Source organism: Pseudomonas sp. TR47, from assembly GCF_044143025.1.
In the GTDB taxonomy this organism is placed as follows: domain Bacteria; phylum Pseudomonadota; class Gammaproteobacteria; order Pseudomonadales; family Pseudomonadaceae; genus Aquipseudomonas; species Aquipseudomonas putida_E.
Genome location: NZ_JBHFCS010000003.1, coordinates 168028 through 181231, shown reverse-complemented (window position 1 = coordinate 181231; position 13204 = coordinate 168028). Strand labels below are relative to the sequence as shown.

The 13204-nt window shown below is 61.8% G+C and carries 8 protein-coding genes and 1 pseudogene; 3 read left to right on the top strand and 6 right to left on the bottom strand.

The window, feature by feature from the left end:
- Positions 1-74: 74 nt before the first annotated feature.
- The 4 genes from mdtD to ACEWE8_RS04935 form a co-directional block, all read right to left on the bottom strand.
- The gene (gene mdtD, locus ACEWE8_RS04950) at positions 75-1502 is read right to left on the bottom strand and encodes a multidrug transporter subunit MdtD (protein ID WP_039604767.1); all 1428 of its coding nucleotides are present in this window, start codon (positions 1500-1502) and stop codon (positions 75-77) included.
- 74 nt (positions 1503-1576) lie between these two features.
- On the bottom strand, positions 1577-2908 hold the full coding sequence (locus tag ACEWE8_RS04945; protein ID WP_367903674.1) for a TldD/PmbA family protein: 1332 nt from the start codon (positions 2906-2908) through the stop codon (positions 1577-1579).
- Complete coding sequence (locus ACEWE8_RS04940; RefSeq protein ID WP_046785057.1) at positions 2908-4350, bottom strand: TldD/PmbA family protein; 1443 nt, start codon at positions 4348-4350, stop codon at positions 2908-2910. Before ACEWE8_RS04940 ends, ACEWE8_RS04945 begins: the two co-directional genes overlap by 1 nt.
- A 30-nt stretch (positions 4351-4380) precedes the next feature.
- Entirely contained in the window at positions 4381-6183 is a 1803-nt protein-coding gene (locus ACEWE8_RS04935; RefSeq protein WP_367903675.1) for an acyl-CoA dehydrogenase, read from the bottom strand.
- Positions 6184-6527: 344 nt separating this feature from the next.
- Here ACEWE8_RS04935 and ACEWE8_RS04930 point away from each other — a divergent pair, with 344 nt between their 5' ends.
- Positions 6528-7256, top strand: coding sequence for a hypothetical protein (locus tag ACEWE8_RS04930; RefSeq protein ID WP_144415439.1), 729 nt, complete (start codon positions 6528-6530; stop codon positions 7254-7256).
- A 61-nt stretch (positions 7257-7317) separates the two neighbouring features.
- On the opposite strand, the gene ACEWE8_RS04925 is transcribed toward ACEWE8_RS04930, so the two are convergent.
- Positions 7318-7725, bottom strand: a complete 408-nt coding sequence (locus ACEWE8_RS04925) for a hypothetical protein (RefSeq protein WP_158621129.1) — start codon at positions 7723-7725, stop codon at positions 7318-7320.
- Positions 7726-8264: 539 nt separating this feature from the next.
- On the opposite strand from ACEWE8_RS04925, the pseudogene ACEWE8_RS04920 reads away from it, so the two are divergent.
- Positions 8265-8505, top strand: a pseudogene (locus tag ACEWE8_RS04920) (hypothetical protein).
- Between the two features lie 93 nt (positions 8506-8598).
- Positions 8599-8862, top strand: coding sequence for a DUF3077 domain-containing protein (locus tag ACEWE8_RS04915; RefSeq protein WP_012312461.1), 264 nt, complete (start codon positions 8599-8601; stop codon positions 8860-8862).
- Positions 8863-9032: 170 nt separating this feature from the next.
- Here ACEWE8_RS04915 and putA read toward each other — a convergent pair whose 3' ends face one another.
- On the bottom strand, positions 9033-12986 hold the full coding sequence (gene putA, locus ACEWE8_RS04910; RefSeq protein ID WP_046785059.1) for a trifunctional transcriptional regulator/proline dehydrogenase/L-glutamate gamma-semialdehyde dehydrogenase: 3954 nt from the start codon (positions 12984-12986) through the stop codon (positions 9033-9035).
- Positions 12987-13204: the final 218 nt, after the last annotated feature.

Sequence of the window (13204 nt, the reverse complement as noted above, 5' to 3'; positions counted from 1 at the left end):
CGGTGGTCACGAGGCGGGCCTGCGTTGCGAAGCGAAAAATGCCGCATAGTCTACCAGCCTCGTGGCCATTCGCCCTAAGACTCCATGTGCGGTTCCGGACGACGGGCACGCCTTCCGTCCGTCGGCGACAGCTGCAGGAAGATCGCCGCCGCCAGCATGGCCATGATACCGATGGTCACGAAGGTCAGCTGGAAGGCGCCCAGGGTGGTTTCCACACCATCGGCATTGCCGGCTGCAGTGAAACCGCCCAGCAGTGCGCCTGCGCAGGCCACGCCCAGGCTCAACGACAGCTGCGCGACCACCGACAGCAGGCTGTTGCCGCTGCTGGCGCTGGCATCGTCGAGGTCAATCAGGGTTACCGTGTTCATGGCGGTGAACTGCATGGAGTTCACCGCGCCCAGCAGGGCCAGTTGCACCAGCAGTACGGCATACGGGGTCTGCCCGTCGACCAGCCCCAGGCTGGCCAGCAGCAGGCCGAGCAGCACGGTGTTGCCGGTGAGGACGATGCGGTAACCGAGGCGTTCGATCAGCGGCCGGGCAACGGACTTGGCGACCATTGCCGCCGCCGCCAGCGGGATCATGCTCATGCCGGCCTGCGCCGGCGAATAGCCCAGTGCCACCTGCAGCAGCAACGGCACCAGGAAGGGCAGGGCGCCGCTGCCCAGGCGTGCGAACAGGTTGCCCAGAATACCGATGGCGAAGGTGCGTACCCGGAACAGGCTGGGCGAGAACAGTGGCTCGGGATCGCGCCCGGCGCGCAGCCAGTAGGCCGCCAGGCAGGCCATGCCGGCGAACAACAGGAGCATCACCCGCAGGTGCGGCAAGTGCAGCTCGCCCAGGCCTTCCATGGCGATGGTGATCAGCACCATCGCCGCGCCAAACAGGATGAAGCCTGGGCCATCGAAGGTGGTGCGTTCGGCACCGCGCAGGTCGGGGATGAACTTCCACACGGCGTAACAGCCCAGCGCGCCCACGGGCAGGTTGAGCAGGAAGATCCAGTGCCAGGTGAGGATCTCGACCAACCAGCCGCCCAACGTCGGGCCTAGCAGTGGGCCCAGCAGGCCGGGGATGGTGATGAAGCTCATGATCCGCACCAGCTCGCTACGTGGATAGGCGCGCAGCACCACCAGCCGCCCGACCGGCAGCATCAGTGCGCCGCCCAGGCCCTGCACCACACGGGCGAAAATCAGAAAGCCCAGGCTGTTGGCCATGGCACACAGCAGTGAACCGAAGCTGAACAGCACGATGGCGCTGAAGAAGATACGCTTGGTGCCGAAACGGTCGGCGATCCAGCCCGAGGCGGGGATCAGCAGGGCCACGGTGAGCATGTAGGCGATGATCACACCCTGCATGCGCAGCGGGTTCTCTTCTAGCGAGCGGGCCATGGCCGGCAGTGCGGTGTTGAGGATGGTGCCGTCCAGGGATTGCATGAAGAAGGCGATCGCCACTACCCAGGGGATCCAGCGGGCGGTGACAGGGTCCAGCGGAGTGCGTTCGGGCATATGAACCTCAATGTTCAGTGTTGCCTGTCCTGGCCTCATCGCAGGCAAGCCGGCGAGGAGGCCGGGATAGCCGATCACAATGTCAGGGTCAGCCCTTTGACCAGCGCCCCCGGCAAATGACTCGAACCGGTACTGCGCTGTCCATAGGTGCTGGTCGACAGGATCATCTCTCGCTCACAGGTCAGGTCTTCCAGCTGGCTGCCCAGCAGACTGTACAGGCTGTCATCGAAACGCATGGTGCTTACCGGCCCCTGAATCTGGCCGTTTTCCACCCAGAAGGTGGCGAAGCGGGTGAGCCCGGTCATGCGCGCAGCCGGCAGGTCCGAGTAGTTCAGGTACCACAGGTTGCTGATGTACAAGCCAGTACCCAACCGCGCCAGGATGTCTGCGTTGGCAAGATTCCCCGCTGCAAGGCTGAGTGCGCAGGGCGATTCGTAGCTGTCCGCGCCATTGGCAAGCAGCTCGAACTCGGCGGCACTGCGGGCACTGACCAGCCTGCCCAGCGCTTGCCCTTCCCTTATCAGTGGTACGTCCTGACGCGGCGAACCCTCATCGGAAAACGCCGGGCTCAACGACCCGCTGACCTGCTCGTGGAAACACACCAGCGGGCTCAGCCGGGCATCGCCGCTGTACAGGCGCTGCAACGCACTGTTGCCAGTGGCCAGAGACTGCGCAGAGAAACCGCCCCAGCACAGCATGCCGGCGATTTCGTCCATCGCGGCAGGCGCAAGATAGGCGCGGTAGCTACCAGGCTTCAGGGTAATTGCCGGGCGGCCGAGGAAGCCCAGCTGTTCGCGGGCCTGGCGCAGGCGGGCGGTGAATTCGTCGGCATTCCACACCTGGCCGGCATAATTCGCCTTCACGGCCTGGCCGTTACTGTGGAACAGGCTCCAGTCGAAGTTGAAACTGTTGGCCTGGTGCCAGCCGAAGGCTCCGTAAGAGCTGGCAAAGCCCCTGCAGATCGGGCCGGCGGCATAGATCCCAACCAGGTCCAGGTCGCCTGCTTCGCCGTCGAGCAGCGCCAGTACTTCGCTCAACTCAGGCAGCGCCTGATCCTGCAGGCTGTGGCTGTGCCAAGCGCTCTGGTCCAGGCGCAGGTAGGGGTCCGCAGGCAGAAGGGGCAGCGTCTGGCGCAGCTGTTCAAGGGCTTCGCCCAGGCGCTGACGGTCCACTTGCGCATCGCCGCTCAGGGTCACTTGCTGTTCAGCCTGGCGCCCGTCGCGGATCAGCCGCAGGTGCGCACTGGCCTGGCTGACCTCGCCGGCCTGGCGCACCTTGGCATGGTTGAAACGCACGAATTGCGATTGTTCAGCGCTGTAGCCCAGGGTGAACTGTTCTTCTGCATGTTTCACTTCACGCAAGGCACTGACCAGTTGTTCGAAAGCATGCTGTGGTGTTGCGCTCATCAGGCGTCCCCCCCGAATACGTCGATCTGGCGGAACATGCAGGCCGGAGCGGCATGGCCCACCCGCACCACCTGGTTGGGTTCGCCCTTGCCGCAGTTGGGCGTGCCCAGTACCTGGAAGGTGCTACGGTCACCAACCGCCGCGAGGTTGCGCCAGAACTGCGCGGAGATGCCGCGGTAGTTGGGGTTTTTGACGATGCCTTTGAGCTCGCCGTTTTCAATCAACTGGCCCCATTCACAGCCAAACTGGAACTTGTTGCGCGCATCGTCGATGGACCAGGAACGGTTGGTGCGCATCAGGATGCCGTGCTCGATTCCCTGAATCAGTTGTTCAAGGGTTCGATCACCCGGCTCGACATTGAGGTTGGCCATACGGTCGATCGGTGCGCGGTTCCAGCCGCAGGCGCGGCTGTTGGCCACGCCATCGAGCCCGGAACGGAACTGCGACAGCGCGCCGCCCAGCGGGCGCAGCAACAGACCGTCACGGATCAGGAACTGCTTGCTGGCCTGGCTGCCGTCGTCGTCATGGCTGTAGCTGGCGAGTTCCTCCCCGATGGTCGGGTCGAAGGTCACGTTGAGCAGTGGCGAGCCGTATTGCAGGTGGCCGAAATCACTGGCTTTGACGAAGCTGGTGCCAGCGTAGTTGCGCTCGTCGCCGAGGATGCGGTCCATTTCCAGTGGGTGGCCGATCGACTCATGGATCTGCAGCATCATCTGGTCTGGCATCAGCAGCAGGTCACGCTGGCCACTGGGTGTGTTGGCCGCCAGCAGCAGCTGCAGCGCCTCGTCGGCCACATGCTGAGCAGCACCGACCAGGCCGCAGCGTTCGATGATTTCGAAGCCACCCTGCTGGCCGAAGTTGTCCCGGCCCAGGCTACGGGTCTGGCTGTCCTGGCCGTCGCTGGCGGTGACACTCAGCCCCGGGAACAGGAACCGCTGAGCATGGCGCAGTTCGGCACCGGCGGAGTTCAGGTAGGTCTGCTCGACCAGGCTTTGGCTCAGGCTGGTCTGCCAGTCCACCAGGCGGCTGTCCTTGGGTATGCTGGCTGATTCGGCGGCGAGCAGGCCCAGGCAGTCGGCGAGGCTGGGCAGTGGGCGGTCGAAATTTGGCGAAACATGGTCGTGGCGCGAGCTGGGCACCGGCTGGTCGCGCAGGTCAAGCAGGCTGTGCCTGGCGATCTGCCGGGCCATGGCTTCGGCATGTTCCAATGCTCGTTGTAGCCCTTGCTGGGACAGATCGGCGGTGGCCGCGTAGGCCTCTACGCCGTTGACCCGCACCGTGAGCATGGCGCCCTCGTCCTGGCTGAAGAATGGCGGTTCGGCCACGTTACGGCGTACCGAAAGCGCCTGGTGGGACTGTTTCACATGGCGCAGGGAAAACAACTCGGCCGTGCTGCGCAGCGTGGCAAAGCGCTGGCGCAGCAGGGCGCTGGAATCGAACATGGAAAACCTCCGTGTGCACGGTGGCTCCCCCTAGAACCACCCATCTTGCATGGCCAGGCAGGTATCGTCGCGTGCCTCGAGCAATGCCAGCTCATTATGGCAGCCTGGTACCTCCCAGGTCAGGAAATAACGGGCTGCCTGCAGTTTGCCCAGGTAGAAGTCGCGGTCTGCGGCATTGCCCTTGAGCAGGCCCAGCTCGGCATGTATCGCTTGTTCCAGCCAGCGCCAGCCGATCACGCAATGGCCAAAGGCCTTGAGGTACAGGGCCGAGTTGGCAAGGGCGCCGGCAGTCTGGCCATGGGCCAGATCACCCAGCAGGCCGAGGGTCACGGCTTGCAGGCGAGTGACCAGTTGCTCAAGCGGTTGGCGCAAGGCATCAAGGTTCGGGTGGTGGCTGGCGCGCTCACCGGTACTTGCGATCAGGCGAATCAGTTGTTTGAGGCCGGCTCCGTTGTGCTGTGCCAGCTTACGGCCCAGCAGGTCGAGTGACTGGATGCCTTCGGTGCCCTCGTGGATCGGGTTCAAACGGTTGTCGCGGTAGTATTGTTCTACCGGGTATTCGCGGGTGTAACCGTGGCCACCCAGGATCTGGATGGCCAGTTCGTTGGCCTTCAGGCAGAAGGTCGAAGGCCAGGATTTGACAATTGGCGTCAGCAGGTCGAGCAACGCTTGTGCCTGCTGGCGTGCGCTTTCGCCATCAGCCGTCTGGGTGTCGTCGAACAGGCGCGCTGCGTACAGGCCCAGGTCGAAGGCGCCTTCCACGTACGCCTTCTGTGCCAGCAGCATGCGTTTCACATCGGTGTGCTCGATGATCGGCACCGCCGGGCTGAGAGGGTCCTTGCTGTCCGGCAGCCGGCCTTGAGGCCGCTGGCGGGCATACTCCAGCGAATACAGGTAGCCGGCGTAGCCGAGCATCACTGCGCCCATGCCAACACCGATGCGTGCCTCGTTCATCATCTGGAACATGCAGGCAAGGCCCTGGTGTGGCTGGCCGACGAGGTAGCCGACGCACTGACCGTTGTCGCCGAAGTTCAGTGCCGTGGAGGTGGTGCCGCGCCAACCCATCTTGTGGAACAGCCCGGCCAGCAGTACGTCGTTGCGCCCGCCACAGCTGCCATCCTGATTGACCAGATACTTGGGCACGATGAACAGCGAGATGCCTTTCACACCGGGTGGCGCGTCCGGCAGCTTGGCCAGGACCATGTGCACGATGTTTTCCGACAGTTCGTGGTCACCACCGGAGATGAAGATCTTGTTGCCCTTGATCCGATAGCTGCCATCCCCGGCGGGTTCGGCACGTGTGCGGATGTCGGCCAGGGACGAACCTGCATGCGGCTCTGTCAGCGCCATGGTGCCGAAGAACCGGCCTTCGATCATTGGCTGCAGGAACAGGTGTTTTTGCTCGTCGCTGCCGAAGCTTTCGATCAGGTTGGCCGCGCCCATGGTCAGGAAGGGGTAGGCCGTGGTACCAGCGTTGGCGGCCTGGAAGTGGGCGAAGCAGGCCTGCGAGACCAGGCTGGGTAGCTGCATGCCGCCGACCTCGAAGTCGCGATTGGCGTTGAGGAAGCCGGCCTTGAGGAAAGCATCGACGGCAGGCTTGACCTCGGGGATCAGTTCAGCGCGGCCGTCCACGTAGCGCGGCTCGTTTTCGTCGGCCTTGCGGTTGTGCGGGGCGAAGTACTTTTCGGCGATGGTGCGCGCGGTGGTCAGCGCCGCGTCGAAGGTTTCGCGGCTGTGCTCGGCAAAGCGCGGGCGCTGGGTGAGGGCTTGGGCGTCGAGCACTTCGTAGAGTTCGAAGGCCAGGTTGCGGGGGCTGAGCAGGGTCTCGGGCATGGGGGCGGTCCTTGAGCGGGCTTGAGGCGAGTCTAGGATTGGCCGAATAAGACTGGCTACCATGATTGATTGAGATGATGTTCAGTCAAAAATCCTCGCATTTGGAGCCTCTGATGTTGGTTGACGGGGGAAGGGGCTGGGTTGAGTGAGCGTCAAGGCCACCCGTTCGCAGCAAATCTTGAAGCACGTGTGAGATCAAAAGGCATTCATCTGTCAGCCTTGGCACCTTTTAAGCTCTGCTATTCCACTGACTGCATGAAAAATTTGAGGCGTCAGAGGCGTGCTTGTAGAAGGCGACAGGAATATTCCTACGCGCTGCGCCGAAATCTCCTACGACCGCAGTGATGGAAAATGAGGTAGATATTGATTCTTCACTGTGGAGGAATTCTATGGACAGGATTTGTGAGTGGCGCGACGTTTGGAAAGAAGATTTAGAGAGGGTTGAAGACCCTTTTTTTGCTTGTTCGGTAGTTCAGAGGGCTTTGCTGGAAAATACGACCCTGCGTGGATTGTGTGACTTCCAGAAAGCATGTGATTTGCCTCTGGGGCGTCCTTTGCTGCAGGATGATATCTGGCGAGCTTTGAAGCTGGTGGAAGACGGCAGGTGGTTCCTTATTCGGGAGCAGCCAATTTCTCCAATTGATGTGTCGCGTTACCCTCGTTTGAGATGGGCGGAATCAAAGCTGGATTTACTGCTGTCTGAGAGTAAATACCCAGAAGCTGATGGCCCTGGCAAGTGGAAAACATTTAGTATTGATACAGATTTATTGTGGTCTGGGGTGGCGTTGGCCGCAAACTTTTTAACATCCCGAGGTGACGAGGGACGTCTTTTTTCGAGCGAGGGGAAAGACTATGCTAATACCCGTAGATTGGTAAGTCAGAGGTGGGTGCCATTAGGCGAAAAGGAGCGGAGCTTCGCCAGACTATCGGCTACACATCGATATGGGGATGTACGACGGATAACGCAAAACTATGTACAGGCAGATGATGCCTGGGCGATCACGGGGGAGTCCTGGCACTGGCGTCCTGTGGTACCTGACGAGGAGTATGAATATAGAATAGGGGCCTATTGATGGTGTCAACTACCAATAAGCAGCGAGCTCTATATTTGCTTTGGGCAAGTATGGATGCGTTTTATATTATTTTGTACATCTTGCGTAATATCGCCCGAGGCGCAATACCTTTTTTGTCGGATTTGAATAGTGGTCTTGACGTAGTGCGGAGTTGGGGTGGTTCAGGCATTGTGATCTGGGCCGGGCTGTTTTTACAGTTTTCAGTTATTGTTACATGCGTGGGTTTTTTCAGGTGTAAAAAAATCGTGGTGTTTTTGGCGCTGGTGCAGATGCCATTCAGATTTTTTTTCATCGTTCCGTCAGTTTCGGTGGTTTTGCTCTTGCCTATGGTCGTTGCTGGCATCAATAACTGGATATGGGTTGGGTTGTTGCTTGCTTCAGAAGCGTTTAAGGGGTGGAGTATCTGGTGGCTTTGGCGTAACTCTGGGGCGCGCATGGTGGAAAGATAGCGTGGCAACTGCTCGGCCATGGTTGCCCGCTTTGTGGTTTGACGGTATTTCCCTGTTGGCGCGGCTGCCGCCCCGCATTCCTTCGCTCATGCGACAAGGCTGACAACCATGGCCTCACAGGCATGGCCACGTTGCAACAAATGTGAGCAGCCTTGTGCTGCGCAGCGCCGCGCGGGCGGCGCTCGGCCTCACAGGCGCTGAAAAGGGTGAGGCGCGAACACCTGCCAGTCTCACCGCATTCCGGCCAGTTTCGGCAGATCATTTTAGGTTTTCACCTATTCCATGTAGTCCATTTCCCAAACATACTCCCAACCCCCTCCAAGCCATTGCGGTGCTCTGGGTAGGGCCCTAGTCTCGGGTGGTCGCTGCCGAATCAGTGACCGGCTTTGACAGGCCGCTTAGGTCAAACCGAATCGCTTTGCCTTTATGGCAGCTGTGCATGGGGCACTTCGTGTGCGCCGGGTTTTGGTTTGCCTACCGGTCTGTCAACCCATGTACAGCTGCCACCCTCTTGTTTGACAGCAGGTGTGTAGTGGCCTTTATCACTAGGTGAACCATGATGCTGAAGATAGTCCCCGATCCACCCTAACGCCCATTCCCTTGAAGACACCCTGATCCAGGCCACGGATCACGCGCTGTGTGCCGCAACCGTGGTGCACCACGCCATGCAGCTGCAGCCCAGGTCGCCGGCTTCGATCCTGATGATGACCACGATGCATGAACTGGAGGCGCTGCGGGCTTTGCTTGAGTCTGCATTGGTTCAGGTGCAGATGCCCGCTGAGGCCAGACCTGTGCATTGAGGCTGCGTAATGTGTTGCCTGGGCTGGCCTCTTCGCGGGTTCACCCGCGAAAGGGCCAGGCCAGGCAGTCGAGAATTATCAGGGGATTGAACAATGACAACAGAAGACACCCAGTTCACCGTCGGCAAGACCACCTTCTACCAGGGCGAGAATGGCACACATCCACTGTTTCGCATCGAGCCGGGTATCCCGTGCCGGGATGCCCGAGAGCAGTCTTCGGAGTTGATGGGCTATGTGCGCGAACTGACCATTACCGGGTTGATGGATGAGAAACCGATGATGCTCTGGGCTGCGCATTATTTGAGTGCGATGGCCAAGGCACTGATGGATGATGCTGAGTTGGGGATGAAGCAGTGAGGGCCTGGCTTCAGGCTGCATGAAGGCCCCAATGTATTCGCCGCAGCAGTTTCAGCGCCTGTGAGATCGAGCGCCGCGCGGGCGGCGCTCGATCTCACAGGCGCCAAACATCTCAAGATATGCGCCCATAAAAAAGGAGAGCCGAAGCTCCCCTTTTTTATCAACAGCAATCAGCCAATGGTCATCAAGCTGGCATTCCCCCCCGCCGCCGCGGTGTTCACACTCACCGCCCGCTCAATCACCAGCCGCTCCAGCGCAATCTGGTGATCCCCGCTGGACAGCCCGTGCACACCGACGATCGCACCAGCACGCTTGGCCACCTGCTGGCACACGCTGCGCAGCTGGTCCGAATCGCCATGGTGAATCACGGCGTCGAACGCCACTTCATCCTTGTTCCAGTCCGCCACCAGCTTGACCTTGGCCTGCAGCTCACGCGGCAGGCGGGCACGCAGGGCTTTGCCAGGCTCGCTGTCTGCCCACACCGCCGAGCTGCCGACGGCCAGTACTGCGGCCAACTGCGCCAGCAGGTCAGCCTCGTTGTCGGCCAGGCACAGCACGTGCTCGCGTGGCAGGATGGTGTAGCTGTTGCGCTCGCCGGTCGGGCCTGGCAGCAGGCGGGCGATGCCGCTCTGCGACTGGCTGGCGAACTGGCTGCAAAGCGCGGCCAGGTCAGCTTGCTGGTTGCTCTCGGCCCAGGCCTTGAGGCTGTGCAGCGGCTTGATCAGCTGATCGTGCAGGGTACGGTCCGGTTTGCCTTCGCCATCCTGTTGCTGGAAGTGACGGCCAATGGCGTCTGCCGGGCGGGTGGACAGCAGGCGGTACAGGTACAGCGGGCCACCCGCTTTCGGGCCGGTACCGGACAGGCCTTCACCACCGAACGGCTGCACGCCCACCACCGCACCAACGATGTTGCGGTTGACGTACATGTTGCCGGCGTTGGCGTTCTCCACCACCTTGGCGATGGTCTCGTCGATGCGGGTATGCACGCCGAGGGTCAAGCCGTAGCCGGAGTTGTTGATCTGCTCGATCAACTGGTCGAGGTTGCGGCGGTTGTAACGCACCACGTGCAGTACCGGGCCGAAGATCTCGCGCTTGAGCTCATCGAAGCTCTCCAGCTCGATCAGCGTTGGCATCACGAAGGTGCCACGCTTGGTTTCAGCAGCATCGGCGATGGCGACCTGATAAACAGGGCGGCCTTTTTCGCGCATGCCCTGGATGTGCTTCTCGATACCGGCCTTGGCTTCGGCATCGATCACCGGGCCAATGTCCACGGCCAGGCGGTCCGGGTTGCCCAGGCGGCTTTCGGCCATGGCGCCTTTGAGCATCTCGATCACGCGGTCAGCCGAGTCTTCCTGCAGGCACAGCACGCGCAGGGCCGAGCAGCGCTGGCCGGCACTGTCGAAGGCCGAGGACACCACGTCGATCACCACCTGCTCGGTCAGCGCCGAGGAATCGACGATCATCGCGTTCTGGCCACCGGTTTCGGCGATCAGCGGGATCGGACGGCCCTGGTTGTCCAGGCGCCCGGCGACGTTGCGCTGCAGCAGGCGCGCCACTTCGGTGGACCCGGTGAACATCACGCCCTTGACGCGTTCGTCGCCGACCAGGCCGGCACCAACGGTTTCGCCGCGCCCTGGCAGCAGTTGCAGCACGCCTTCCGGAATGCCGGCTTCGAGCAGCAGGCGCACAGCCTGGGCTGCGATCAGCGGGGTCTGTTCGGCTGGTTTGGCCAGTACCGGGTTGCCGGCAGCCAAGGCTGCGGCCACCTGGCCGGTGAAGATGGCCAGCGGGAAGTTCCACGGGCTGATACACACCACTGGCCCCAGTGGGCGGTGGGCGTCATTGCTGAAATCGTTGCGCGCCTGCACGGCGTAGTAGCGCAGGAAGTCAACGGCCTCGCGCACCTCGGCGATGGCGTTGGCGAAGGTCTTGCCGGCCTCGCGGATGAGCAGGCCCATCAGCGGCTGGATCTCGGCTTCCATCAGGTCAGCGGTGCGCTCCAGAATCGCTGCGCGCTCGGCGGGTGGAGTGGCCTGCCAGATGGGGGCGGCATTGAGCGCGCACTGGATGGCGTTGTCGACGTCGGCAACGGTGGCTTCCTGCACGTGGCCGACCACGTCGCGATGATCTGCCGGGTTCAGTACCGCTGTGGCAGCGCCTTCGCTGGCGGCGCAGGCCAGCAATGGGGTGGCTTTCCAGTCATTGTGGGCCGTGGCCAGCATGGCGCAGGACAGCGACGCCAGGCGGTGTTCGTTGGCCATGTCGATACCGGCCGAGTTGGCCCGCTCACTGCCATACAGGTCACGCGGCAACGGGATGCGCGGGTGCGGCAGGCCGATGCTGCCTTCCTGGGTGGCCATGCGCTCGATACTGGCGACCGGGTCGGCGACCAGTTCCTGGATGGAGATCGAGTGGTCGGCGATACGGTTGACGAACGAGGTGTTCGCGCCGTTTTCCAGCAGGCGGCGCACCAGGTAGGCCAGCAAGGTTTCGTGGGTGCCGACCGGCGCGTAGACGCGGCACGGGCGGTTAAGCTTGCCTTCCGAGACCTTGCCTACAACCTGCTCGTACAGCGGTTCGCCCATGCCGTGCAGGCACTGGAATTCGTACTGCCCCGGGTAATAATTCTGACCGGCGATGTGGTAGATAGCCGACAGAGTGTGTGCGTTGTGAGTAGCAAATTGGGGATAGATGGCTTCCGGTACCGCCAGCAACTTGCGGGCGCAGGCGACGTAGGAAACGTCGGTGTACACCTTGCGGGTGTAGACCGGATAGCCTTCCAGGCCCTCGACCTGGGCGCGCTTGATTTCGCTGTCCCAGTAGGCGCCTTTCACCAGGCGGATCATCAGGCGGTGACGGCTGCGTTTGGCCAGGTCGATGACGTAGTCGATCACATACGGGCAGCGCTTCTGGTAGGCCTGGATGACGAAGCCGATCCCGTTCCAGCCGGCCAGCGAAGGCTCGAAGCACAGGCGCTCGAGCAGGTCGAGCGACAGCTCCAGGCGGTCGGCCTCTTCAGCGTCGATGTTCAGGCCGATGTCATATTGCTTGGCCAGCAGAGTCAGCGACAGCAGGCGCGGGTACAACTCTTCCATCACCCGCTCGTATTGAGCGCGGCTGTAGCGTGGGTGCAGTGCCGAGAGCTTGATCGAGATGCCCGGGCCTTCGTAGATGCCGCGGCCGTGGGAGGCCTTGCCGATCGAGTGGATCGCCTGCTCATAGGAGGCCAGGTACTTCTGCGCATCATGCTCGGTCAGCGCGGCTTCGCCGAGCATGTCGTAGGAGTAGCGGAAGCCTTTGGACTCGAAGCGGCTGGCATTGGCCAGCGCTTCGGCGATGGTCTCGCCGGTGACAAACTGTTCGCCCATCAGGCGCATGGCCATGTCGACGCCCTTGCGGATCATCGGCTCGCCGCTCTTGCCGATGATGCGGGTGAGCGAGGTGGTGAGGCCGGCTTCGTTGTGGGTGGAAACCAGCTTGCCGGTCAGCAGCAGGCCCCAGGTGGCCGCGTTGACGAACAGCGACGGGCTGTTGCCCAGGTGCGGGTGCCAGTTGCCGCTGCTGATCTTGTCGCGGATCAGCGCGTCACGGGTGCCTTTGTCGGGGATACGCAGCAGGGCTTCGGCCAGGCACATCAGCGCCACGCCTTCCTGGGACGACAGCGAGAACTCCTGCAGCAGGCCCTGGACGATGCCGGCGCGGCCACCGGCGCTCTTCTGGTTGCGCAGCTTTTCGGCGATGCCGGCGGCCATCTTGTTGGTCGCCTCGGCCAGGGGCGCGCTCAGGCGCGCCTGTTCCAGCAGCATCGGCACCACTTCCTGCTCGGGGCGGCGATAGGCGGCTGTAATGGCCGAGCGCAGCACCGACTGGGGCAGGATGCTCTCAGCGAACTCCAGGAAGCACTGGTGCGCATGGTCGGGCTGTACTTCACCGGCATCGTCGGCCGGGCTGTTGGCCTGACCGTTGAGTTCGGTCAGGGTGGCGCCACCCTCGAGCTTCTCCAGGTAGTTGAAGATTGCTTGCTTGATCAACCAGTGCGGCGTGCGGTCGATGGACTGCGCAGCTGCCTTGAGTCGCTCACGGGTAGGGTCATCGAGTTTGACCCCAAGGGTGGTCGTCGCCATTTCTTATCCTCGTTATTGCCACGGTTGTGGCCTAAGCTAACGCCAAGAGTAGCCGTAGGACATTTCGGGTGCAACCAGGTGCAACCCGATTTTTTGACGGAAAAGGTGCAACTCGTCCGATGAATGATCCTACGCTTCAAATACGTTTTTTTCTGATGCGTTTTGTTCTGAAAAACGCGGGTTTTGCTCCATAAAGGAGCAAAAAAGCGGCATTACCT